At 74.4% G+C, this 24,468-nt stretch carries 16 protein-coding genes and 2 pseudogenes; 8 read left to right on the top strand and 10 right to left on the bottom strand.

What is annotated here, in order from left to right; all coding sequences use genetic code 11:
* Positions 1–10: 10 nt before the first annotated feature.
* Complete coding sequence (locus ATL51_RS27415; protein WP_100880980.1) at positions 11–841, bottom strand: inositol monophosphatase family protein; 831 nt, start codon at positions 839–841, stop codon at positions 11–13.
* 230 nt (positions 842–1,071) lie between these two features.
* On the opposite strand from ATL51_RS27415, the pseudogene ATL51_RS27410 reads away from it, so the two are divergent.
* A pseudogene (locus ATL51_RS27410) lies at positions 1,072–2,529 on the top strand (RNA polymerase sigma factor); the annotation flags it as partial.
* 63 nt (positions 2,530–2,592) lie between these two features.
* Here the strand turns inward: ATL51_RS27410 and ATL51_RS27405 are convergent.
* Positions 2,593–3,450: an alpha/beta fold hydrolase gene (locus ATL51_RS27405; protein WP_100880367.1), complete on the bottom strand. Its 858-nt coding sequence runs from the start codon at positions 3,448–3,450 to the stop codon at positions 2,593–2,595.
* Positions 3,451–3,531: 81 nt separating this feature from the next.
* Positions 3,532–4,056, bottom strand: a complete 525-nt coding sequence (locus tag ATL51_RS27400) for a CHRD domain-containing protein (RefSeq protein ID WP_157818548.1) — start codon at positions 4,054–4,056, stop codon at positions 3,532–3,534.
* 321 nt (positions 4,057–4,377) lie between these two features.
* Here ATL51_RS27400 and ATL51_RS27395 point away from each other — a divergent pair, with 321 nt between their 5' ends.
* A complete protein-coding gene (locus ATL51_RS27395; RefSeq protein WP_208623088.1) occupies positions 4,378–7,830 on the top strand; it encodes an ATP-binding cassette domain-containing protein in 3,453 nt (1,150 codons plus the stop codon).
* A 120-nt stretch (positions 7,831–7,950) separates the two neighbouring features.
* Here ATL51_RS27395 and ATL51_RS27390 read toward each other — a convergent pair whose 3' ends face one another.
* From ATL51_RS27390 to ATL51_RS27375, 4 genes are all read right to left on the bottom strand, one after another.
* Entirely contained in the window at positions 7,951–8,811 is an 861-nt protein-coding gene (locus ATL51_RS27390) for an alpha/beta fold hydrolase (RefSeq protein ID WP_301549220.1), read from the bottom strand.
* Positions 8,812–8,854: 43 nt separating this feature from the next.
* A complete protein-coding gene (locus ATL51_RS27385; protein ID WP_100880364.1) occupies positions 8,855–9,784 on the bottom strand; it encodes a cation diffusion facilitator family transporter in 930 nt (309 codons plus the stop codon).
* 50 nt (positions 9,785–9,834) lie between these two features.
* A complete protein-coding gene (locus ATL51_RS27380) occupies positions 9,835–12,342 on the bottom strand; it encodes an ATP-dependent Clp protease ATP-binding subunit (RefSeq protein WP_100880363.1) in 2,508 nt (835 codons plus the stop codon).
* 69 nt (positions 12,343–12,411) lie between these two features.
* Positions 12,412–13,356, bottom strand: a complete 945-nt coding sequence (locus tag ATL51_RS27375) for a hypothetical protein (protein WP_100880362.1) — start codon at positions 13,354–13,356, stop codon at positions 12,412–12,414.
* Between the two features lie 197 nt (positions 13,357–13,553).
* Here ATL51_RS27375 and ATL51_RS27370 point away from each other — a divergent pair, with 197 nt between their 5' ends.
* Positions 13,554–15,053: an APC family permease gene (locus tag ATL51_RS27370; protein WP_301549219.1), complete on the top strand. Its 1,500-nt coding sequence runs from the start codon at positions 13,554–13,556 to the stop codon at positions 15,051–15,053.
* A 22-nt stretch (positions 15,054–15,075) separates the two neighbouring features.
* Here ATL51_RS27370 and ATL51_RS27365 read toward each other — a convergent pair whose 3' ends face one another.
* A complete protein-coding gene (locus tag ATL51_RS27365) occupies positions 15,076–16,329 on the bottom strand; it encodes an FAD-dependent monooxygenase (RefSeq protein ID WP_073577003.1) in 1,254 nt (417 codons plus the stop codon).
* Positions 16,330–16,463: 134 nt separating this feature from the next.
* Positions 16,464–17,699: an FAD-dependent monooxygenase gene (locus tag ATL51_RS27360; protein WP_301549218.1), complete on the bottom strand. Its 1,236-nt coding sequence runs from the start codon at positions 17,697–17,699 to the stop codon at positions 16,464–16,466.
* A gap of 220 nt (positions 17,700–17,919) precedes the next feature.
* Between ATL51_RS27360 and ATL51_RS27355 the strand changes: the two genes are divergently transcribed.
* A complete protein-coding gene (locus tag ATL51_RS27355) occupies positions 17,920–19,377 on the top strand; it encodes a lipopolysaccharide biosynthesis protein (RefSeq protein WP_157818547.1) in 1,458 nt (485 codons plus the stop codon).
* 1,238 nt (positions 19,378–20,615) lie between these two features.
* Here ATL51_RS27355 and ATL51_RS27350 read toward each other — a convergent pair.
* Complete coding sequence (locus ATL51_RS27350; RefSeq protein ID WP_073577007.1) at positions 20,616–21,506, bottom strand: ATP-grasp fold amidoligase family protein; 891 nt, start codon at positions 21,504–21,506, stop codon at positions 20,616–20,618.
* A 257-nt stretch (positions 21,507–21,763) separates the two neighbouring features.
* Here ATL51_RS27350 and ATL51_RS27345 point away from each other — a divergent pair, with 257 nt between their 5' ends.
* The 4 genes and pseudogenes from ATL51_RS27345 (at position 21,764) to ATL51_RS27340 (ending at position 24,440) form a co-directional block, all read left to right on the top strand.
* Entirely contained in the window at positions 21,764–22,765 is a 1,002-nt protein-coding gene (locus tag ATL51_RS27345; RefSeq protein ID WP_167410062.1) for a glycosyltransferase family 2 protein, read from the top strand.
* Between the two features lie 16 nt (positions 22,766–22,781).
* A pseudogene (locus ATL51_RS29970) lies at positions 22,782–22,955 on the top strand (DNA topoisomerase IB); the annotation flags it as partial.
* Between the two features lie 110 nt (positions 22,956–23,065).
* A complete protein-coding gene (locus ATL51_RS29645) occupies positions 23,066–23,194 on the top strand; it encodes a hypothetical protein (protein WP_301549217.1) in 129 nt (42 codons plus the stop codon).
* 43 nt (positions 23,195–23,237) lie between these two features.
* Entirely contained in the window at positions 23,238–24,440 is a 1,203-nt protein-coding gene (locus ATL51_RS27340; protein ID WP_100880359.1) for an MFS transporter, read from the top strand.
* Positions 24,441–24,468 lie beyond the last annotated feature (28 nt).

Genomic DNA, 24,468 nt, shown 5'->3' with positions numbered 1-24,468 from the left:
TCCGGACCGCTCAGACGGTGTCGGCGCCGCTGCGGCGGGCCAGCGCGGCCAGGTCGGCGGCGACCCCGGGCGCGGCGGCGAGGGTGACGTCGGCACCGAGGGCGTCGCCGTCGACGGGACCGCGGACGCCGGGGCTGCCCGCGACGTGCACGACGGCACCGGCCTCGGTCGCGATCAGCGCACCGGCCGCCCAGTCCCACCAGTTGCAGCCGTGCTCGAGGTAGCCGTCGAGCCAGCCGGCCGCGACCGCGCACAGGTCCAGCGACGCCGCGCCGGCCCGGCGCACGTCGCGGACCTCGGGGAGCATCGCGGCGACCATCCGGGCCTGGCGGGCGCGCCGCTCGGCGCGGTAGGCGAACCCGGTACCGACCAGGGACTGGCCCAGCTCGGTCGTCGCCGCGGCGCGCAGGGGGCGCCCGTCGAGGGTCGCGCCGAGACCGCGTCCGGCCGACCAGAGACGCCCGGAGGCGGGCTCGGACACGGCACCGGCGACGCCCTGCCCGTCGAGGACGGCGGCGATCGAGATCCCGTACCAGGGCAACCCGTAGAGGTAGTTCACGGTGCCGTCGATCGGGTCGACCACCCAACGCGCGGCGGCGGCGTCGCCCGCGCCCTCCTCCCCGTACACCGGCTCGCCGGGGCGCAGCTGCGCGAGCCGGTCACGGACGAAGCGCTCCACCGACGCGTCGGAGGCGGTGACGACGTCGGTCGGCGAGGACTTCGTCGTGACGCCGTCGTCGTGCGGTGCGGGCAGGCCGCGCAGGTGCTCCGCGGCCTCGGCCGCGACCTGCTCGGCGACGGCGCGCAGGGTGGCGGGATCGCTGCTCTCGTGCGGGCTCACCACCCCATCCGACCACGTGCGGAGCCACCCGGACGCGCGGGGCGGCGTGAGGTGCGTCCCCCCGGCCGGTACGCAGTTACAATGGAACGCGTACCCCGTCTCCGGGACGCGCGGCGACCACCATCGACGCCGGCGACCGAGGCGGTGGCAGGACAGGACATCCCGGCCGTCGTGGCCTCGTCTCCCCCGACGAGCGCGCCGCGACCGGGCCGCGTAACGACTCCAGCGCACGTAGCGAGAGGGCCCAGGTGGCAGCCGCAGACTCCGCAGCACGCAGCGACTCGACCGTCGAACCGACGTCGGGTACCGCATCCCGCAGCCGCCGTACTTCCGGCACCACGAGCACCGCGTCGGCGACGACCGGCACCGCCAAGAAGCCGGCCGCACGCACCCGCAAGCCCGCCGCGGCGGGTGGCACGGCGACCAAGGCCGCGCCGAAGACCGGCCCGCGCAAGGCCGCCCCGAAGAAGGCCTCCACCAAGAAGGCCGACGGCGACGAGCCGGACGCCGACGGCGACGAGGTCGTCCTCGAGGACTCCGAGATCGACGCCTCGGACATCGAGGCCGACCTCGCCGAGGCCGCGAAGGAGGAGACCGCCGACGAGTCGTCCGACGACGATGACGACGACTCCGACGACGAGACCAACACCGGCAAGAACCGGGTGGCACCGACCACCCGGGCGTCGCAGCAGAAGTCGGCGGACTTCGTCTGGGACGAGGAGGAGTCCGAGGCCCTGCGCCAGGCGCGCAAGGACGCCGAGCTCACCGCCTCGGCCGACTCGGTCCGCGCGTACCTGAAGCAGATCGGCAAGGTCGCGCTCCTCAACGCCGAGGAGGAGGTCGAGCTCGCGAAGCGCATCGAGGCCGGCCTCTACGGCGCCGAGCGCATCCGCAAGGTCTTCGAGTCCAACGAGAAGCTGTCCCCGCAGCTGCGGCGCGACCTGCGCTGGATCGTGCGGGACGGCGAGCGCGCCAAGAACCACCTGCTCGAGGCGAACCTCCGGCTCGTGGTCTCGCTGGCCAAGCGCTACACCGGCCGCGGCATGGCGTTCCTGGACCTGATCCAGGAGGGCAACCTCGGCCTCATCCGTGCGGTCGAGAAGTTCGACTACACCAAGGGCTACAAGTTCTCGACCTACGCCACGTGGTGGATCCGGCAGGCCATCACCCGCGCGATGGCCGACCAGGCCCGCACCATCCGCATCCCGGTGCACATGGTGGAGGTCATCAACAAGCTCGGCCGCATACAGCGTGAGCTGCTCCAGGATCTCGGGCGTGAGCCCACTCCCGAGGAGCTCGCCAAGGAAATGGACATCACCCCGGAGAAGGTGCTGGAGATCCAGCAGTACGCCCGGGAACCCATCTCCCTGGACCAGACCATCGGCGACGAGGGCGACTCGCAGCTCGGTGACTTCATCGAGGACTCCGAGGCCGTCGTCGCGGTCGACGCGGTGAGCTTCACCCTGCTGCAGGACCAGCTGCAGTCGGTGCTGGCGACGCTGTCCGAGCGTGAGGCGGGCGTCGTCCGGCTGCGCTTCGGTCTCACCGACGGCCAGCCGCGCACCCTCGACGAGATCGGCCAGGTCTACGGCGTGACCCGCGAGCGGATCCGCCAGATCGAGTCGAAGACGATGTCGAAGCTGCGGCACCCGTCGCGGTCCCAGGTGCTGCGCGACTACCTGGACTGAGCACCACCCGTTCCACGACGAGGGCCCCGCCGGACGATCCGGCGGGGCCCTCGTCGTCCGCGGTCAGAACAGGTCCGGCGTCGCGGGTGCGACGTCGTCGAGGAACGCGGTGATCGCCGGGACGAGGGTGGCCGTCTCCCCCACCAGGCCGATGTGCGAGGTCGCGGGCAGCACCACCAGGCGCGCACGGGGGACCTCCTGCAGCATCCCGGTCGCCGCGGCCCGTTCGTCACCGCCGCCGAGCAGGCGGAACATCTCCACCGCGTGCTCGGGCCGCACGCCGTCGGCGTCGCCGACGATCACCATGGACCGGGCCGTGATCGCACGCATCCGGTCGTCGGGGATCTCCTGGTCCTCGGCGTTGAGGACCTTCACCTTCTCCACCCAGGCCGCGAACGCGACGGGGTCCGGCGTGTGCTCCAGGAACGCGGACTCGACGGGCGAGCCGGCCAGTGTCGTCGCGTCCATCCCGGTGATCGCGGCGTGCACGGCGGGGTACCAGCCGTCGCGGCGGAACGTCGCGGCCATCACGACCAGCCTGCCGACGAGGTCCGGGTGCCGGAGCGCGAGCTGCAGCGCCACGCCGCCGCCCTGCGAGTAGCCCATCACGTCCGCCCGGTCGACGCCCAGGCCGCGGAGCAGCGCCGCGGCGTCGTCGGCGAACTGCTCGTAGGACAGCGCACGGGGCGCGTCCGGTGTCCGGCCCTGGCCCTGCATGTCGGCGACGACCACGGTGCGGTCGTCGGCGAGCCCATCCGCCCAGGCCGCCATCGAGCCGGCGGCCATGAACGCGCCCGGGAGCAGGAGCAGCGGTGGCGACGTCCCGAGCTCGCCGTACATCTCGTGGTACAGGTCCAGTCCGTTGACCGGCAGGTGCCCGCTCGAGGTCGGCGACGGGGTGGTGGTGGCCGCTCCGGTCATGGTGTCTCCCGCGGTGGGTCGAGGGTCCGTCCCTCTACCGACCGTGCCGGGGCCGCGGACTCATCGGCCCCGGCAGCGCCGTCAGCCCGTCTTGGACAGCTGCCCGCGCACCGCGCCGGTCCGGTACTGCTCGGTGTGGGTGTCGACGAACCAGGCCGCCGGGTTGGCCTCCAGGTCCTTGACCGTGAACCCGGTGCCGGTGTCGACGCCGCCGACGACCACGCCGGTGGTGAACGGCCCCTGCAGGCAGCCCGTGCTGGTCATCGGGCCACCGGGCGGGCCCTGCGGGTCCGGGAAGACCATCCGCGGGTTGCCGGACTCGTTCGGCTGCCCCTCCTGCAGGTGCGTGGCGGTCCGCGCGGGGCTGCTGAACGGCGGGGTGACCCCGGTCATCCGGATGTCGTAGCAGACGATGTCCTGCTGGCTGTTCAGGCGCAGGGTGAACTGTCCGCTCGCGCCCTGCTGGCCGGGCACCGGTGCGCCGTCGTCGGCGCGGACCGCGTCCGGGGTCAGGGTCGCGGTGAGCGTGCTGGTGAACGTGGGGGGCTCCGGTACGGGTGCGTCCTCGGCCAGCGCCGGTGACGCGGTGAATGCCAGTGCCGCCACCGCGCAGAGCGCGCCCCCGGCCCACCTGGTCGACCACGGTCCCATCGGTTCCCCCTCGTGTTCCACGCGTCGCTGCGGGCCAAGCATGCGGACACCGGGGGCCCGGCCGCGCCCCCTCGGGGCGTTGTCGACCGCTTCGTATGGGGCGCCGCCCGATCCGGTTTCGACCGGCCGATCGGGGGCAGGGCCGCCGAAAACCGGGCGATTCTGTCGGGGGTCGCGGTTAACGTCGATCATCGACGGCGCCGGAGATCCCGTAGCGCGGTCTCGTCGGGGGGGTCGGGGGTGCGCGCGCTGTCCTGGCGTCGGCTGGGTGGACCGGTGTCGGTCGTGGCGGTGGGCGCCGCGGTGGTGGCCGCAGTGGCGGAGGCGACGGCGGCGACCGTGGTGGGGGCGGTGGTGAGCGGGCCGACGGCCACCCTGGTCGCCGTGCTGGCCGCGCTGCTGCTGGGCGCCGCCCTGCTGGACACCCTGGGCCGGGTCCTGTTCTCCGGGGTGGTCGGGCGCGCGGAGGGGAGGCTCCGGTCGGACCTCGTGGGGTCCGCGCTGGCGCAGCCGCTGCCCGCGCTGGAGGACCAGGCGGTCGGTGAGCTCCTCGACCGGGTCGACGACGACTGCCGCCAGCTCGCCCAGCTCATCCGGCGGATCGGCTGGGAGACCGGCCGCTCGCTGCTGCGCTCGGTCGTCGCGTGGATCGTCGCCGGGCTGGTGTTCTGGCCGGCGTTCGTCGTGTTCCCGCTGGTCGCCGCCGTGATCGTGCTGGTGGCGCGGCCGTTGACGCCGCAGATCGCGCGGGCCAAGGTCGCCGAGGAGACGGCCTGGTCGGACCACGCGGCGCAGCTGGAGGAGGCGGTTGCCGGGCAGGACGACGTGCGCACCTCGCTGGGCCAGCCGCACGTGGTGGCCGGGTTCGCCCGCCGGGCGGCGACGGTCGTCGCGCGCACCCACGAGGTGTGCCGGATCGCGACCCGGCTCGGGCTGCGGACGGGCACCGTCGCGCACGCGCTGCTCGGGGCGCTCGCGCTCGGCGGGGTGTGGCTGGTCGCCGGCGACCCGGGCGGGATCGCCGCGCTGGTCACGCTGTGGCTGCTGGTCACCGCGTTCGTCGGGCAGATCGACGCGGTCGTCGACCGGATGCCCGACATCCAGGCCGGTCTGGGTGCGCTCACCCGGGTGTCGTCGCTGCTGGAGACCGAGCGGGAGCCCGTGGGCGGCCGTCCGCTGCCGCCGGGGTCCGCGTCGGTGGAGCTGCGCGGGCTGACCGCCGGATACGACGACGGGTTCCGCCTGGGCGGGATCGACCTGACCGTGCCGGCCGGCACGACGTGCGCGCTGCTCGGCCGCACCGGCTCGGGGAAGTCGACGGTCACCAAGGTGCTCTCGCGCGCCGTGGAGCCGCCGCGCGGGCAGGTGTTCCTGGCCGGGGTCGACGTGCGCGACCTGGACCTGGACGGGCTGCGCCGCGGGGTCGGCGTGGTCACCCAGCGCACCGAGATCCTGGCGGCGACGCTCGCGGAGAACGTCACACTGTTCGACCCCGCCGTCCCGCGCGGCGCGGTCGAGGCCGCGACGGCCGCGCTGGGTCTCGACGAGTGGGTCGAGGCCCTGCCCCACGGCCTGGACACCCGCCTCGGCACCGGCGGGATCGCACTGTCCTCCGGCGAGGAGCAGCTGGTGGCCTTCGCCCGGCTGCTGGTGCGCGACGTCGCCGTCGTCGTGCTGGACGAGGCCACCGCGCGGATGGACCCGCGCACCGAGGAGCGGGTGACCCGCGCGTCGCGGGCGCTGCTCGCGGGCCGCACCGGGATCGTCGTGGCGCACCGGCTGTCGACGATCCGCCGCGCCGACGCCGTCGCGGTGCTGTCCGACGGCCGCCTGGTCCAGCACGGTGCGCGGGAGCAGCTGGCCGCCGAGCCGGGCCGCTACGCCGACCTGCTCGCCGCGGACCGGTCCCTGCCCGGGTCCACGGGCGCCACCGGGGCCGTACTGACCGGGCCCGCGGGGGCGCGGCGCGACGGTGCGGTCGCCGACCCGGGGTCGCCGCTGCTGCACCGGGCGGTCCGGCGCGCGGTGCCGCCCGTGGACCCGGTGCCCGCTCCCCCGTTGTGGCGGGTCGTGCTGCGGCTGGCGCTGGCCCACCCGCGCTGGGGGCTGGCCGGCGGGTCGATGTTCACCCTCGCCATCCTGGGCTCGGCCACGGGTGTGCTCACCGGCTGGCTGTGGGGGCTCGTCGTCGCGGGGCTGGAGGGCGGCGGCACGCCGTGGGGGCCCGCCGCCGCGCTGACAATGGTGCTGATGCTGTTCCCGGTGTGGATCGCCGTCGCGTTCCGCACCTACCCGCGCTGGTGGTCCGCGACGACGCTGCGGCTGCGGCTCGGGGTGCTGCGCGGGCAGACCATGCAGCGGCGTGGTCCGCGCTCCCCCGCGGGCGAGGTCGTGGCGCGGGCGCTGGACTCGGATCGGATGATCCTCTACGTGGACCGCTGGGTCGACGTCACCAACTCGGTGGTCGTCGTCGTGGTGGCCGGGCTGGTGGCGGCCGACGTGCGCGCGGCCGGCGTCATCGGCGGGTTCCTGCTGGTCTGCGCGGGCGTCGCGGCGATCGGGGCGCCGTTCGCGGGGCGGTCCGGGCGGATCGCGGCCGATGCACGGGCCCGGTTCGGCACCGCGCTGGGATCGGTCCTGGAGTCGGTGCGCACGGTGAAGCTCGCCGCCGCGACCGGAGCCCTGCGGGCCCACCTCGCCGCCGTCGACGGCGACCGGGTCCGGGCCACGGTCCGCGAGTACCGGGTGCGCACCCTGCTCGACGGTGTCCCCGGCGTGCTGCTGCAGGGCGCGGTGGTGCTCACCTGGTCGCTGTACCTGGCCGGGACCTGGCCGCTGGCGACGGCGCTGCTGGTGTCGACCACGCTGAACGGGGCCGGGTTCCTCGGGCAGGTGTGCGCGGCCGCGGTCACCGAGGCCCCGATCGCACGGCGCTGGCTACGAGCCGTCGCCCCGTTCGCGGGTCCTGCGGACCTGACCCGGCTGCCGCCGGGGGTCGACCTGGCCACCGGGGCCGCGCCGGCCCCGGAGCCGGCGGAGCGCGAGCCGCTGCAGCGGCTGAGCCTGGAGAAGGTCACCGCCGTGCACGACGACGGCACCGTCGGCGTCGAGGGTGTGGACCTCGACATCGACGCGGGCTCGCTGGTGCTGGTCACCGGCCAGGTCGGGTCGGGCAAGTCCAGCCTGCTCGCGGGCCTGGCCGGGCTGGTCGGGCACGAGGGCGTCATCCGGTGGAACGGGCGCGCGGTCGACGATCCGCAGACGTTCCTGCGTCCCGGGCAGGTCGCCTACGTCGGGCAGGTCCCCCGGGTGCTCTCGGGCACGTTCGGCGACAACATCGCCCTCGGGCACGACCGGCCGGTGCAGGACGCGGTCGGCGACGCCCGGCTCGACCGGGACGTGGCCACGGCAGGCGGGCCGGACGCCGTCGTCGGACACCGGGGCATCCGGCTGTCCGGCGGGCAGGTGCAGCGGGTCGCGATGGCCCGGGCGCTGGCGACCGGCGCCGAGCTCATCGTCGCCGACGACGTGTCCTCCGCGCTGGACGTCCGCACCGAGATCGAGCTGTGGGCGGCGCTGCGCCGCCGCGGCAGCACCGTGGTCGGTGCGAGCACGAAGCGGGCGGCGCTGGCCCGGGCCGACCGGGTGGTCGTGCTGGACCGCGGGCGGGTCGCCGACGAGGGCACCTGGGACGAGCTGTCGGCCCGCTGGTCGCACCTGGCGGGCTAGGACCGGTCGCACCTCGTGCCGGGGGCCGGGCACCGGCCCGCGGTGGGTCGCCGCGGCCGACGGCCGGGCCCGCCTGCTGGTCCGGCCGGAGCCCGCCGACGTGGGTGCCGGGTCCGCCGGTCAGCGCAGGGGGTGACGTGCGAGGAAGGTGAGGACCGCGGCGGTCGCACGACCGTCGAGGAAGCAGGCGTGCCGGGCGCCGGGCAGCACGAGCAGCTCTGCCCCGGGGATCCGCGCGGCCAGGCGCCGTCCGTTCCCCGGCGGCGTGAACTCGTCGTCGGCACCGTGCAGGACCAGGGTCGGCGCGGTGATCGTCGCGATCGCGTCCCCGGCGTCGTGGCGGGCGCTCGCCCGGCGGTGCCCCGCCCGGGCCGCCGGGCTCATGGTGTCGTCGCCGAGCACGGTCAGCGGGCCGGTCGTCTCCGGACCGACCATCAGCCGTCGCAGCTCGGCGGCGTTGTCCGCCGGGTCGGCGAGGCGACGCAGAACCTCCGGGGCGGGAGGGACCGCGTCGGGTCCGCCCGCGGTGGTGCACGCGAGGACGAGCGCACCCACCCGGTCCGGGTGGTCGGCGGCGACCCACTGCGCGACCCGGCCGCCCATCGACGTCCCGTAGAGGTGGGCACGGTCGATCCCGGCCGCGTCCAGCACGGCGACGACATCGCGGGCGAGCCGGCGTGTGCTCCAGTCGCGGTCGACGACGTCGTCGCTGCACCCCGTGCCTGCGGTGTCCACGGCGACGGTGCGGTGCCCGACGAGATCCGCACGCACGGTGCTCCACCAGTGCCGCGAGTTCGCCTGTCCGGGCAGCAGCACCAGCGGGTCGCCGGTGCCCCGGACGTCGAAAGCGATGCCGGCGCCGTCCGGCGCGACGGCGCGCGCGGTCACTCCCCCGGCCGCGGCACGGTCACCGGCGACGCCCGCGCCGCGGTCACGCGGGCTCGCCCCCTCGGGCGTGGACGGGCCGGACGCGTGCTCCACGCCCGGAGGCTACCCATGGCGGCCCCGCGGACCATCGGGCGTCTCAGCCGCAGTGGTTCTCGTGCCCGGTGTGCGCTGCGTGCTCGACCTGCAGGGTGGAGTGGTCGAGGCCGAACCGCTCGCGCAGCATGTGCCCGGCCCGGTCGAGGACCGAGGTGTCCCCGCAGTGCGCGGACACCTCCTCGTCGACGACGACGTGCGCCGACATGGCCGGGGTGCGGTCGTTGATCGCCCACACGTGGAGGTCGTGGACGTCGGCCACCCCGTCGACGGCCAGCAGCGCCGCCTTGACCTCCTGGGCGTCGACCCCCTTGGGTGCCCCCTCCAGCAGGACGTGCGCGGCCTCGCGCAGCAGCGCCACGGCACGCGGGAGGATGAGCGCGACGATGAAGAGCGAGGCGATCGTGTCCGCGTAGGGCCAGCCGGTCGTCATCAGGACGACGGCGGCGGCGAGCACGCCCACCGAGCCGAGGGCGTCGCCGAGGACGTGCAGCATGGCACCGCGCAGGTTCATGTTCCCGCGGTCGCCGCCTGCCAGGACGGCGAGCGACACCAGGTTGCCGATCAGGCCGAGCACGCCGATGACCAGCAGCGGCAGGCCCGGGATCTCGGCGGGCACGAACAGCCGCTGCACCGCCTCGATCCCCACCCACACCACGACCGCGACGAGGGTCAGCGCGTTCAGCGCCGCCACGAGCACCTCGGCCCGGCCCATCCCGTAGGTCCGCGACGTCGTCGCCGGTCGGGTGGCGAGCACGCTGGCGATCAGCGCCGCGACCAGCGCCCCTGCGTCGGTGAGCAGGTGGCCGAGGTCGGCCAGCAGCGCGAGCGAGCCGGTGTACACCGCGCCCGCGGCGCCGAGGACCGCCGTGATCAGGGTGACGCCGAGTGCCGTCGCGAGCCGGCGGCGGTCGGTGCCCGCGCCGGCGTGCCCGTGGCCCGACCCGCCGCCGTGTCCGTGTCCGTGCCCCATGCGGCCACCATACATGCACACATTCGCATGTGAACCCCGCGAGGTCGGGTTCAGCCGGTGGGGACCGCCACCGCCTCGATGCTCAACGCCCCGTCCTCGACGCCGACCCGGGCGGTGCGGCCCGCGCCGATCCGCCCGTCGAGCAGCATCGACGACAGCGGGTTGTCGAGCTCGCGGCGGATGGTGCGGCGCAGCGGACGCGCCCCGAACTCGGGGGCGTGCCCGTGCTCGGCGAGCAGCGCGACGGCGTCGTCGCTGATCTCGAAGCCGATGTCCATCCGGCCGAGCCGGTCGCGGGTGTCGTCGAGCAGCAGCCGGGTGATCCGGGTGAGCTGCTCGGCCTCGAGCCGGCGGAAGACGATGGTCTCGTCGATCCGGTTCAGGAACTCGGGCCGGAAGACCTCCCGCAGCCGCGGCATCAGCCGGTCGCGCAGCACCGCGTCCTCCCGCTCGGCGGGGGTGGTGTCCGGGCCGGCGGCCGGGCCGAAGCCGAGCGTGGTCCCGTGCCCGGTGATCAGCTCCGACCCCACGTTCGAGGTCATGATGATCACCGTGTGCCGGAAGTCGACGGTACGGCCCTGACCGTCGGTCAGCCGGCCGTCGTCGAGGACCTGCAGCAGCGTGTTGAACACGTCCGGGTGCGCCTTCTCGATCTCGTCGAGCAGCAGCACCGAGTACGGCCGCCGGCGCACCGCCTCGGTCAGCTCGCCGGACTCGCCGTAGCCGACGTAGCCGGGCGGGGCGCCGACCATCCGCGCGACGGTGTGCTTCTCGCCGTACTCGCTCATGTCCAGGCGGACCATGCGGTCCTCCTCGCCGAACAGCGCGACGGCCAGGGCGCGGGCCAGCTCGGTCTTGCCGACCCCGGTGGGGCCGAGGAACAGGAAGCTGCCCACCGGGCGGTTCTCGTCGCCGAGCCCGGAGCGCGAGCGGCGGATGGCCTCGGCCACGGCGGTGACCGCGGCGTCCTGCCCGATGACGCGCTGGTGCAGCTCGTCCTCCAGCTTGAGCAGCCGGTCCCGTTCGGCCTCGGTGAGCTGGGCGACCGGGATGCCGGTGGAGCGCGCGACGACCTCGGCGATCTCCTCGACGCCGACGACGGGTGCGCGACCGTCGGGGTCGGTGGGGTCGGCGGTCAGCTCCTCGCGGGCAGCGGTGATCTCGTCGCGCAGCTGGGAGGCCTTCTCGTAGTCCTCGTGCGCGACGGCCTGGTCCTTGTCGCGCTGCAGCGCGTCGAGACGCTGCTCGACGGCCCGCCGGTCCACGGTGGGGGTGCGGGTACGCAACCGGACCCGGGCGCCGGCCTGGTCGAGCAGGTCGATCGCCTTGTCCGGCAGGAACCGGTCGGTGACGTAGCGGTCGGACAGCTCCACCGCCGCGCGCAGCGCGTCCGGGGTGTAGCGGACCTGGTGGTGGGCCTCGTAGCGGTCGGCGAGGCCGCGCAGGATCGTGACGGCGTCCTCCACCGACGGCTCGGGCACCAGCACCGGCTGGAAGCGGCGGGCCAGCGCGCTGTCGGACTCGATGTGGCGGCGGTACTCGTCGAGCGTGGTGGCGCCGATGACGTGCAGCTCGCCGCGGGCCAGCGCGGGCTTGAGCAGGTTCCCGGCGTCCATCGCACCGCCGCCGTCCCCTCCCCCGGTGCCCGCGCCGACCATCGTGTGCAGCTCGTCGATGAACACGATCAGCGCGTCGCTGTGCGACCGGATCTCCTCGATCAGCGTGCGCATGCGTTCCTCGAAGTCGCCGCGGTACTTGGTGCCGGCGACGACACCGGCCAGATCCAGCTGCACGACGCGGCGCCCGCGCAGGGTGTCGGGCACCTCGCCGTCGGCGATGCGCTGGGCGATCCCCTCGACGACGGCGGTCTTCCCGACCCCGGCCTCCCCGATCAGCACCGGGTTGTTCTTGGTCCGGCGGGACAGGACCTCGACGGTCTGCTCGATCTCGTCGGCGCGGCCGATGACCGGGTCCAACCCGCCGCCGCGGGCGGCCTCCGTGAGGTCCTGACCGTACTGGTCCAGGGTCGGGGTGCCGGTGTCCGCGACCGCGCCCGGGTCCGGGGTGCCCGTCGCGCCCGGCCCGGCGGGGGCCTGCGGGGTCATCGCGCCGGGGCTGAACCGGGAGCGGGCGAGCAGCCGGCCCGCGGCGGAGTCCTCGTTGGCGGCGAGCGCGAGCAGCAGGTGCTCGGGCCCGATGTAGCTCGACCCGAGCGAGCGGGAGATCTGGTGCGCGTCGAGCAGCGCGCGCTTGGCCGACGGCGTCAGCGACGGCGGCCGCCCCGCGTCGTGGCCACCGCCGGGGCGTGGCAGGCGCTCCTCCAGGATGCGGGCGATCGTGTCCGGGTCGCCGCCGGCCCGGGCGATCCAGCCGCGGGTGGTGTCGGTGCGGGCGCAGGCCAGCAGGATGTGCGTGGCGTCGAGGTCGGTGTCACCGCGTTCCGCGGCCTCCTGGGCGGCCCGGGCCATGATCTCGCGGGCACCGCCGCTCAGCAGCCGGGTCAGGTCGATCCGGTGCACCGGGCCGCGGGGGTCGCCGGGGCCGAAGAAGCCGGTCATCGTCCACCTCTCGTCGGGTCGGGGCGATCGATCGCATTCCCGGTGCCGGACCCGTCGAAACCGTCCGCCTCAGGACGCGGCGAGCACGTCCGCGGCGACGTCGCGGCAGACCTGCCAGCCGTGCTCGACGCCGAGCCCGCCCGGATAGGTGGTGAGGACGGCCAGCGCGCGGTCCTCCCAGGCCAGCACGCAGTGCACGTTCCAGCCGTCCGCGCCGTGCAGGGTCCAGCCGTTCTTCTCCGCGACGGCGCCGGGGAGCACGGGCCGGATCCCGGACCGCCCGTCCGGGGTGACGGCGTCGAGGTCGGCGAGCAGTGCGGGTCCGCCGGGCAGGCCGGGGGCGCGCTCGCGCACGCAGGCGAGGACGCGGGCGGCGTCGAGCGCGCTGACCTGCGTGTAGGACCACCACCCGGGCCGCGACGTCGACACCGCCACCCCGCACTCCGGTCCGAGCCGGGCGGTGCTCGCGTCGCCGCCGAGCGCGCGGTAGAGCCGTTCGGCCGCGCCGTCGTCGGAGGCGCGGACGGCGGCGGCGATGTCGGCACGTACGGCGGGCGGGACCGGGCGGCCCCGCTGCGCGGCGGCCCGCAGGGTGTCCAGGGCCAGCCAGGCCTTGATCGTCGACTCGGCCTCGCTGCGGCGGGTCGCGGCGTCCGCGGAGCCGGTCCAGCGGCCGTCGTCGGTGTCGAGCAGCGCCCAGGACACGGCGAGCCCTTCCTCCCCCTCCCGGTCGACGGCGAGCGTGCCGGGCGCGAGGTCGAGCGGGTCGGCCGTCGCCGACCCGGTGATCGCCGCGAGGAGCTCGCGCAGGGTGCCGGGCGGCTCCGCGTCGGCCGCGGGGGCGTGCTGCAGCCGGGCGGCGGGTGGGGGTGGCACGGCAGGGCCGGCCAGGGCCGTCGGCACCGGCCCGGCCGCCCCGGCGGCCCCGGCGGCCAGCACGAGCGCGGCGACGACGGCGAGCCCCGCCCCCCGGGCCGCCCGGGACCGTCGGCGTCCCGGCCTGCGCTCCGCCACGGCTCCTCCGGTCGCGGGCACCCGGTCGGTTGCCCACGACCGACATCGTGCCCCGATCGTGGCCGACTCGGACAGGGAGAACAGAACGTTCACACGGGATTATCAGGATCGTCGTCGCACCTCGTGCGGCGCGTCGTCACCCGGCGTCATACCGTCACGCAACGACCGGTCGACCGACGACGAGTGGGGGTGGCGGAGTGGGCTGGACGCGCACGATGCCGGTGGAACGGATCCTGGCCCGGAGCGAGCACGGCGACGGGGGTGCCGACGGACACGGGACACCCCTCAAGCGCACGCTGAAGGCCCGCGACCTGGTCGGATTCGGTGTCGGCATCATCATCGGCACCGGCATCTTCACCCTCGCCGGGGTCGAGGCCCAGCAGCACGCGGGCCCCGCCGTCACGCTGTCGTTCCTCATCGGCGCGGTCGTCGCCGGGCTCGCCGCCGTCTGCTACGCCGAGCTGGCCTCCTCGGTACCGACGGCGGGCTCGGCCTACACCTACGCCTTCGCCACCCTCGGCGAGGTCTTCGCCTGGATCATCGGCTGGGACCTGCTGCTGGAGTTCGGCCTCGGCCTCGCCGTCGTCTCGCGCAGCTGGTCCGGCTACCTGGCGTCACTGTTCGGGCTGCCGACGGCGTGGTTCGGGGAGGACGCGACGGTCAACATCGGCGCGGTGCTGATCATCGCGGTGCTGACGGTCGTCGCGGTCGCGGGCATCCAGCAGTCGGCGCGGCTGACGAACCTGCTGGTCCTGGTGAAGCTCGCGGTCTGCGTGCTGATCCTGGCCGTGGGCGTGTTCTACATCGACCCGGCCAACCTGCAGCCGTTCATCCCGCCGGCGCAGGCGCCCGAGGACGGCGGCTCGGTGTTCACCCAGCCGATCATCTCCGGGGTGTTCGGGCTCGCGCCGACCGTGTTCGGCGTGGGCGGCATGCTCACCGCGGCCGCGGTGGTGTTCTTCGCCTACACCGGGTTCGAGGCGCTGGCCAACCTCGGCGAGGAGGCGGAGCGTCCCGACCGCGACCTGAAGATCGGCCTGCTCGGCGCGCTCGCCATCTGCGCGGTGCTCTACGTCGGCGTCTCGATCGTGCTCACCGGGATGGTCCCCTACACCGAGATCGACACCGGCGCCCCGCTGGCGTCGGCGTTCGCCGGGGTCGGGCTGCCGTGGGTGGGCGCGCTGATCGCGCTCGGCGCGGTCACCGGGCTGACCTCGGTGATGATGGTGGAGCTCGTGACGATCGGCCGGATCGGCTTCGCGATGGGTCGCGACGGCCTGCTGCCGAAGGCCATCGGCACCGCGCACCCGACGTGGGGTACCCCGCACCGGATGACGATCGTCGGTGGTGTCGTCTGCGCGGTGATCGCGGCGTTCACCCCGATCACCGCACTGGCCGACATGGTGTCGATCGGCGCGCTCTCGGCGATGATCATCGTGGCGATCGCGGTGCCGGTGCTGCGCCGGACCCGCCCCGACCTCGACCGGCCGTTCACGGTGCCGTTCTCGCCGGTGGTGCCGGCGATCACCGCGATCGCGTGCCTCTACCTGATGCTGAACCTGAACCTGGACACGTGGATCCGGTTCGTCGGCTGGCTGCTGCTCGGCCTGGTCGTCTACGCCGTCTACGGGCGGAAGCACTCGTTCCTCGCACGCGAGGAACGGGAGGGTTCCGGGGCCGGGCGGGGCCGGGACTGAGCCGGCCCCGCCGGGCCGCGGGTCAGCGCTGCAGGGCCTCGCGGGGGGTGATCTCGCCGCGGGCCAGCGCCCGGCGGACCCGGCGGGCCGCGGTCAGCCTGCGACGGACCTGACGGACCGGCTCCACCTGCGTCGCGCGGTGCAGACGCTCGTTGAGCCGGCCCTGGTCGTGCCGGCGGTCGAGCAGCGACCAGGAGAAGGCCAGCGCGTCGTCGGCGCCCTCGAGGCTCTCCGGGACGGTCTCGAACCACTCCATGCTGGCCCGGGCCATCCGCTGGATGGGCGCCATCGCGGCGCGGCGACGCGCGTCGTACCCGGCGAGGGCGGCCTCGACGTCGTCGGTGCCGCGGGTCCCACGCGGGTACAGCTCCTCGGCCAGCGCGATCGAATCGGCGACCGCGAGCACGGTGCCCGAGCCGATGGCGAAGTGCGTGGTGTGCGCCGCGTCGCCGGCGAGAACGATGTTGCCGTCGCGCCAGGACATGTTCCGGACCTCGCGGAACTGCAGCCAGGGCGAGGACCCCATGCCGGGCGGGGCGATCAGCGAGTGCCCGTCGAGCGAGCGGGCGAAGACGCCCTCGAGCATCCGCATGGCCTCGTCGGGCGCCATCGTGTCGAGCCCCAGGCCCGTCCACGTCTCCGGCGTGCACTCCACGATGCAGGTGCTGACGCAGTCCGCCGCAGGGTAGGCGTGGAACCAGATCCAGCCGGCGTGGGTCTTCTCGAACGCGAAGGTGAACGGCCGGAACGGCTTGCTCGTCCCGAACCACACGTAGCGGTTCGCGCCGTGGGCGACCCGGGTGCCGAAGACGTCGGCCCGGGCGGCGCGGATCGCGGACCCGACCCCGTCCGCCGCGACGACGACGTCCGCGTCCGCGGTCAGCGGGTCGCGTGCGGTGTCACCGTCGGCGGCGACGGCGGTGTCGAACATGAGCTTCACGCCGACCTGGCGGGCCCGCTCCGCCAGCACCTCCAGCAGTCGCGCACGGCCGATGGAGTAGCCGTAGCGCCCGCCGAGGTGCACCGGGCGCCCGGACACCTCCACGACCTGGGAGTCCCACACGTGCGCCGCGGCCCGCACCTTCTCGGCACCGAGGGGGTCGGTGCGGAAGAGCTCGTCGAGGATGTCCTCACCGAGTGTGACCGCGAAGCCGGAGGCCGTGCCGGGACCGTTGCGCTCCGCGAGGACGACCTCGTCCTGACCGCCCGACCGCAGCCGGGCCAGGATCGAGAAGTACAGACCGGCCGGTCCACCACCGACGACCACGATCTTCACACCGGACCTCCATCGGATGTCATCGATCTGGGACGCGACGACCCTACGAACGTGGCGGGCCTGTGTGGACACCGGGTCCGACCACGATCGGTGACGGCGCCGACACCATCGGCGAACGGTGTCGGCCCGGAACGTCAGTCGTGCCGGCCGCGTAGGGCGGACCTCCGGACGCGCCGGGCGGTGGTCAGACCGCGCCGCACCTGACGCAGCGCGGGCACCTGGGTGGCGCGGTGCAGGGTGCGGTGGATGCGGCCCATGTCGCCCCGGCGGTCGGTGAGCGACCACGCGAACTCGACGGGGTCGGTGACCTGTTCGAGCTGGCGTCCGGCCTGCTCGAACCACTGCATGTTGCGCCGGGCGGCGTCCTGGATCGGGCCGATCTCGGCACGCCGGCGGGCGTCGTAGGCCGACAGCGCGGCGCCGCGGCCGTTCGGGCAGGTCAGGTCGGCCGCAGCCGTCTGACCGGCGACGCCGTAGAGGGCGTCGACCAGACCCATCGAGTCCTGCATGGCCAGCACGGTGCCCGAGCCGATCCCGAAGTGCGTGGTGTGCGCGGCGTCGCCGGCCAGCACGAGGTCGCCGTCGCGCCAGGTCCGGTTGCGGACCTCGCGGAAGCGCAGCCACGGCTTGTCCCCGAGCCCGCCGAGGGGCTCGATGAGCCGGCGGCCGGCCAGCGTGCGGTGGAAGACCGACTCGACGAGCCGGACGGCCTCGGCCCCGGACATGTGGTCCAGGCCCAGCGCCTCCCAGGTGTCGGGCTCGCACTCGACGATGCAGGTGCTGACCCCGTTCGACGAGGGGTAGAGGTGGATCCACATCCAGCCCGCGTCGGTCGGCTGGAAGTCCCAGACGAAGGTGTCGGAGTCACTGTCGGCGCCGAGCCAGACGTAGGGGTTCGTCCCCTCGTCGACGGTGGTGCCGAAGTGCTCGGCGCGCGCGGTGCGGATCCGGCTGCCGACGCCGTCGGAGGCGACGACCAGGTCGGCGTCGAGGTCCGCGCGGTCCACCGGGGAGCCGTACTCGATCGTCACGCCCAGCTGCTCGGCCCGGCGCGCCAGCACGTCGAGCAGGTCGACGCGGGCGATCGCGTAGCCGTACTTGCCGCCGACGTGCACCGGGCGGTGGTCGCCGACCCGGATCTCCTGTGCGTTCCACAGCCGGGACGCACGGCGCAGCGCCTCGCCTCCCGCCGGATCGTTGCGGAACGCGTCGTCGAGCATGTCCTCGCCGTAGGTGACGGCGAACCCGTGGGTCCGCCCCGCCTCGTTGCGTTCGTGCACGACGACCTCGTCGCGTCCACCGGACCGGAGCCTGGCGAGGACCGCCAGATACAGACCGGCCGGCCCCCCACCCGCGCAGGCGATACGCACGCGAGCCCCCTTCGGTTCATCAGGTCACCGGAAAGGATGCACCGTAGCGCAGCGATTGCGCGCCACGACGGGGTGTGTATGTCCGGGAGGTCCGACCCCGGCCGGTGACGGGCCGTCCGGGGCCCCTCCCCCTGGCACCCGGGTGGTCGACACCTGGTTAGCGTGGTGGTGTGCACGCACTCAGCGGGACGTCCCGCGCCGCCGTCCGGTGGTGCGCGCGATGAGCGTCGGGGAGATGGTCGCCGGCCGGGTCCGATCGGTCCGCCGCGAGATGGGCAACCCGCTCTACCGCAACGCCTACGCCCTGATGCTCAACACCGTCGTCAACTCCGGCTTCGGGTTGCTCTACTGGGTCTTCGCCGCCCGCGTGTTCAGCACCGAGGACGTCGGCCGTGGCAACGCCATGGTCAACCTGATGATGCTGATATCGGTCCTGACCTCGCTCAACTTCGGTCAGGCCCTCATCCGCTTCCTCCCGACGGCCGGACGCGACTCACGGTCGCTGGTGCGGCTCGCGTACGGGATCAGCGCCGCCATGGCGGTCGTCGGCTCGGCCGCGGTCATGACCTACTGCCACGTCGCCTACGCCCCCGGCGACCCGCTGCACGTCTCCCCCGGCTTCGCCGCGTGGTTCGTGGTCTCGACCGCCGCGTGGTCCATCTTCAACCTGCAGGACCAGGTCCTGACCGGGCTGCGCTCGGCGATGTGGGTGGTGCTGGAGAACGGCGTCTACGGCGTCGTGAAGCTCGGGCTGCTCGTGGTCGTCGCGTTCACCTCGGTGTCCGACGGCGTGTTCACCTCCTGGAGCGCGCCGGTCATCGCGCTGCTGGTGCCGTTCACCCTCCTGATCTCGCGGCGGCTGCTCCCCCGGCACACCGCCGAGACCGCGGACCGCGACGACGCGGGCGCCCCGGACCGCGCCACGCTCGCCCGCTACATGGGCGGCGACTACCTCGGCCAGGTGTTCAACCAGGCCATGTCGTCATTCCTGCCGGTGCTGGTGGTCATGACGATCAGCCAGGCGGCCAGTGCCTACCTGCTGCCGGCCCAGACGGTCTTCCTCGCGATGAGCATGCTGTCGATGGCGATCACCTCGGCGCTGGTCGTGGAGGGCTCCCGGAACCCGGCGCACGCGCACGTGTTCGCCCGGGCGGTGCTGCGGCGGATCTGCCTGCTGGTGTGGCCCGCCTCGCTGGTCATCGCGCTCGCCGCCCCGCTGCTGCTGTGGTTCTACGGGCCGCAGTACGTCGAGAACTCCACGACGCTGCTGCAGCTGCTGATGGTGTCCATGTTCCCGCGCGTGATCGTGACGATGTGGATGACCAAGTCCCGGCTCGCGAACCGCACCTTCCCCCTGGCCGTGCAGCAGCTCGTGCACTGCGTGATCGTGCTCGGCGGGATCCCGCTGCTCGCCCCGATGCTCGGGGTCGACGCCGTCGGCTGGATGTGGCTCGCGGGCGAGCTGGTCCTGGCGATCGTCTTCCTGCCGTCGGTGGTGCGCTGGCTGCGTCAGCCGGTCCCGCCGCACCCGCCCGGCGACGGCGGCACCGCCGGCCCGGACGGCCCGCACGGCCCGGACGGCCCGGACGGCCCGGATCCCCTCGCCCGGGACGACGACACCCGGCCCATCGGTGGGCCGGAGGCACGGACCCACGAGTTCCCCCGCGTCCGCGACTGATCCGCGGTCCTGCCGGCTCCGGCGCTCCCTCCGGCTCAGGGGGCTCGGAGCCTCGGGGCTCCGGAGGTCCCGGGGCACGGATCCACCGAGCTCCGGGGCTCCGATTCACCCGACCTTCCGGCTTCCGGAGGTCCGGTCCAGCGAACTCCGGGCTTCCGGGCGACAGACCGGCCCACGGTCCGCCGGCCACCCGAGGCAATGGCCACCAGCGCTTCTACTCGCGGGCGACCACAGCTGCGAGGCCGCGCCGCGGCACAGCACGGCACGCCGGCCCCCGGCCCACACCTGCCCCCGGCCCGGCGGTCCTGTCGCACCTCGGACGAGGTCGTCGCACCCGCCGCACGGGGTGCGACGACCTCGTCCGAGGTGCGACAGGTCGCGTGGGGGACCTCGTCGGCTGCAGCGATGCGGCCGTGCGCCCTGCCGAACCCCGCAGTCGTCCGCACCCCACGGAATCGCACCCCGCGCGACGAGGGTGGTCCTCGCCCACGCGCCGAGGAGCGCCCCACCGGACGACGTGCGAGACAGACCTGTCGATCAGTACGTGAGCGCTGTCCGACCAGGCGTCGGCAACGCTCAGGTACTGATCGATCGGCGGCGGGCGCCGTCCTCGCACGCTCTCCGCGGCCCGCATACCGGTTCCGCTCCGACGACCGCCAGGAAGGCACCTCGGGACCGGCGTGGGCGGCACACCGTCCCGACGCCACACCCCGTCGCGGGCGACCACACCTGTTGCCGAGGGTGTGGCCGCCCGCGACGGGGTGTGGATGGGGGCGGCGACCCGCGACGACGCACGGCGGCCGTCGCGTGGGGTGCCGCGGCCGGCGGCGGGTCGCCACGGGGTCGTCGGGGCTCGGCGCGGCGGACAGGTCGGGCGGAGGGTGTGCGGCGGCGAGGGCGGCGCAGGACGAGGGGCTGCGCGAGAGCTCGATGAGTGGACGAGCCGGGTGCATGGACGAGGCCGGTCCGCGCACGCCCGGCGGGTGCGGGGACCCGGCGCAGGGATGGACCCGGGTGGGTGCGCGCCCGGTGGAACGCACGGGCCGGGACGCACGCGAGGCCCGGCGGGTGCACGAGTCCGGGCGTACGCGGAGCCCGGTGGGCGCGCGGGCCCTCCGGGTGCACCGGCCCGGGGATACGCGCGAAGGCCCCGGTGGAGGCGAAGTCCGGGGCCCGTACGAGAGCCGGGGAGAGACGCGAGCCCGGGTGCGCCCGAGAGCCCGGTCAGGAGCGCCCGGTCAGGAGCGCTGGATGAACTTCTCCGGGATCGGGGTCCCGTTGCGCCACAGGTTCCCCAGCGCCCGGTCGAAGGCGCGGGGCCGCAGCCGGACGAGCCCGCCGCCCGGGTTGTGGGTGATCTCGCCGAAGTAGACGTGCCCGTCGACGTCGTAGAGGTCGACGCGGGCGAAGGTGAAGTCCTTGCCCAGCGCGCGGGCGATCTCCAGCATCCGCTCGTAGGACGCGGGCTTCTCGGGCAACGCGTCGGCCTGGGAGAAGCGCCCCGAGATCCGGAACGGCACCCAGTCCGGGTGCAGCATCGTCGAGGTGTGGGCGACGAAGCGGTCCTGGTCGATGACGACCATCGCCGGCTCGCCGTGGAAGACGAAGAACTTGTAGTCGGCGGGTGGCTTGGTGCCGTCCCCGATCATCTCCTCGACGACGGCGCGTGGGGTGAGCCCCTCGTAGGGGCGCTCGCGCCAGCCGTGGGTGAAGAAGTCGGTGCGCAGCCAGCGGGCGACCGTCGAGCGGATCTTCGCGTGGTCGGCGGCGGCCGGGTGGCGCACCAGGATCGTCATGTCGCAGCCGTGGGTGCCCTTGACGACGTAGGGACCCGCGGGGGCCTCCAGGTCGAGGTCCTCGGGCCGCTCGACCACCTGGATGAGCGGGATGAGGTGCTCGGCCCCGATCCGCTCGGCGACGTGGTCCCGGACGGCGTACTTGTCCGCGGTGACGTGCACCAGCTCGGGCTGGTCGTCGAGGTTCTTCTTCGCGAGCAGCTGGGACCAGGTCCGCGGCCGCCGGAACGTCGTCAGCTCACCCTGGAACAGGGCGTGGTGGGCGATCGCGAAGGCGCGGTGCGGCAGGAACCGGAGCCGCCGGGACAGCATCACCCGTGCGTCGAACGACATTCTCCGGACGATAGCGACCCTCTCCCACCACCCGGCTCACCGGCCCCGGACCGGGTGGCCCGGCGCCCGGGGCAACCTCGGATGCCGCACGGACGTCACCAACAGTGCGCACGCTCGTTGCCATTCGCGAGGAATGCCCGCAGCACGGCCTCGGTCGAGGGCGTGCCGAATGCTCTGCGTCACCCCCTACGGTGAATGCGGGGCCGACGGCGCCGAAGACCGGCGCACCCCGGAAGGAGCTGGCGACTGTGCCGATCGTGCGGAACCCTCACGTCCTCGTCACCGTGATCACCCCCGCCTACAACGTCGGTCCCTGGATCGGTGAGGCCATCGACTCGGTGCTCGCGCAGACCGAGTCCCGGTTCGAGTACCTCGTCGTCGACGACGGGTCGACCGACGACACCGCCGACGTCGTCCGCTCGCGCGCCGAGCGCGACCCGCGGGTGCGGCTGATCCAGGTGGAGAACGGCGGCTCGGGTGCCGCGCGCAACCGTGCCCTGGCCGAGAGCGCCGCCCCCTTCGTCGCGTTCCTGGACGGCGACGACCGCTGGCACCCCGAGTTCCTCTCGCACATGCTCGAGACCATGCACACCGCCCCGCCCGGGGTCGGGATGGCGTACTGCCACACCCGCGTGATGCTGGAGTCCGGGCAGGTCGTGGCGCTGCGCTGGCAGCCGTCGGGCAAGGTCGACATCGACAAGCAGCTGGTGGAGAACAACCCGCCGCACAACGGCAGCTCGCTGATGATCCGCCGGGCCTGCTTCGACCAGGTCGGCGGCTTCGACTGCTCGCTGCCCTCCGCGGTGGACTTCGAGATGTGGCTGCGGATCGCCGCCGGCTCGAACTACCCGCTGATGTGGGGCACCCGCCGCTGGCTGCTCGACATGCGCCTGATGCGCACCGGGTCGATCAGCTCCAACCGGCAGCGCCGGTTCGAGTGCCTGGACAAGGTCATCGCCGACTACGCCCCCCGGATGGGCCGCCGGCACCCGGGCATGGCCTACGTCCGGCCCGCGGTGTTCGCCTACCGCGACGGGCTGGACGACTTCGGCGACCGGTGGGCGCTGCTCGCCCGCGAGGCCGGGGCGACGGAACTCGCGAAGGACTCGTGGGGCCGGTCGCTGCTGGCCTGGAGCGGCGCGGGCCGCGAGCGTCGCGCGCAGCTGCGCAACGTCCGTGACACCGCCCGCAACGGTGCCTACAAGGGCATGTCCGGAGCGCTGCGGACCGCGGTGAGGATCAACTCGCTGCGGGGATGATCCCGGCGCGCGGCGGGTGTCCCCCGGCGTGCGACCGACCAGGGCGATCCCGTACCGCGGCGGCCTCACCCGCCGTCGTCGGGGACGGGGGTTCAGCTACCACGACGCGACCGGCGCCGCCGTCGCCGCGCCGGTGCGGGCCCGGATCGAGGAACTGGTGATCCCGCCCGCCTGGCGGGAGGTATGGATCTCCGAGCGGGACCGCGACCGCGCCGGAGCGGGCCGAGGCCGCCACGACGTGCCGGGTCGCCCGGGCACTGGGCAACACCCCGGCCGTCCAGCTACGTCGACCCGCGCGTGGTGCGGGCCTTCGAGGAGGGCCACACGGTCGCGGCCGGGCTGCGCCGCATCTCGCGCGGCGCCGGCGAGCACCGCACCCGGGTCGCCGTCGGACGGGCGGTGCTGCGGCTGCTGGAACGCCACAGCTGACCCGCGGCCCGCCGGTGCCGGCCGGTCGGCGCATGATGGGGCCGTGGTGGCAGTCGAGGCGGGCCGGACGGAACGACGGGCCCGGGCGGCGGTGGCCCTGGTCTTCCTCACCAACGGCCTGGTCTACGCGAACCTGCTGCCCCGCTTCCCGCAGATCAAGGCCGATCTCGGCCTGTCCAACACCCAGCTCGGGCTGGCGGTGGCCGCGATGCCGTTCGCGGCGCTGCTGGCCGGTCTGACCGCGGGCCCGCTCATCGCCCGGTTCACGTCGGCGAAGGTGGCCTCGTTCGGGATGGCGGTGATCGCGCTCGGCGTCGTGCTGGTGGGGTTCGCACCGTCCTGGGCGCTGTTCGCCACGGCCATGCTGCTGGTCGGGGCGTCCGACGCCGTCGTCGACGTCGCGCAGAACGCGCACGGGCTGCGGGTGCAGCGCCGCTACGGCCGGTCCATCCTCAACGGGTTCCACGCGCTCTGGTCGGTCGGAGCCGTCGCGGGCGGGCTGATGGGCTCGGCCGCCGCCGGGACCGGGCTGGCGCTGCCGGTGCACCTGGGGCTCTCGTCGCTGCTGTCGGTGGTGATCGCCGTCGCGGTGTACCCCCTGCTGCTGAGCGGCGCCGACGGCGACGACCGCCCGGCCCCCGACGCGGCCGACGGTGCACCGCCGCGGCGGCCGTGGACCGGGCTCGGCCCCCGCACCGTGGCGCTGCTCGCCGTGTTCGGGCTGGTCGCGATCTCCGGCACCCTGGTCGAGGACTCCGGCGCCACCTGGGCGGCGGTGTACCTGCAGGGGCTCGGGGCCGGTGCGGCCGTCGCCGGCCTCGGGTTCGTGGCGCTGCAGGGCTGCCAGTTCGTCGGCAGGCTCATCGGTGACCGGATGGTCGACCGGTTCGGCCAGCGCGCGGTGGCCCGCGCCGGCGGTGGGCTGGTGCTCGCCGGGATGGGGCTCGCGCTGGCGTTCCCGACGGTGCCCGGGACCGTCGCCGGGTTCGGTCTTGCCGGGTTCGGGGTGGCGACGCTCGTCCCGGCCGCGATGACCGCCGCCGACCACCTGCCGGGGCTGGCCCCCGGGACCGGGCTGACGATCGTCACCTGGCTGATGCGGGTGGGGTTCCTGGTGTCGCCGCCGGTGGTCGGGCTGGTCGCCGACGCGACGTCGCTGCGGGCCGGGCTGCTGGTCGTCCCGGTGGCCGGGCTGGTCGTCGTGCTCGTCGCGGGGGTGCTCTCCACCCGTCGCACCCGGGCCTGAGCACCGCCAGATCGGATCACTCGTGCGT

Origin of the sequence: Pseudonocardia alni (assembly GCF_002813375.1) — a bacterium.
GTDB classification, from domain to species: domain Bacteria; phylum Actinomycetota; class Actinomycetes; order Mycobacteriales; family Pseudonocardiaceae; genus Pseudonocardia; species Pseudonocardia alni.
The sequence above is the reverse complement of the archived record's forward strand: the minus strand, read 5'-3'. Positions and strand labels throughout refer to the sequence as shown.

Excerpts from the sequence above, each read along its gene's own strand:
- ATL51_RS27405 (WP_100880367.1), bottom strand. The coding sequence starts at position 3,450 with ATGACCGGAGCGGCCACCACCACCCCGTCGCCGACCTCGAGCGGGCAC.
- ATL51_RS27385 (WP_100880364.1), bottom strand. The coding sequence starts at position 9,784 with ATGGGGCACGGACACGGACACGGCGGCGGGTCGGGCCACGGGCACGCC.
- ATL51_RS27380 (WP_100880363.1), bottom strand. The coding sequence starts at position 12,342 with ATGACCGGCTTCTTCGGCCCCGGCGACCCCCGCGGCCCGGTGCACCGG.
- ATL51_RS27355 (WP_157818547.1), top strand. The coding sequence starts at position 17,920 with ATGAGCGTCGGGGAGATGGTCGCCGGCCGGGTCCGATCGGTCCGCCGC.
- ATL51_RS27350 (WP_073577007.1), bottom strand. The coding sequence starts at position 21,506 with ATGTCGTTCGACGCACGGGTGATGCTGTCCCGGCGGCTCCGGTTCCTG.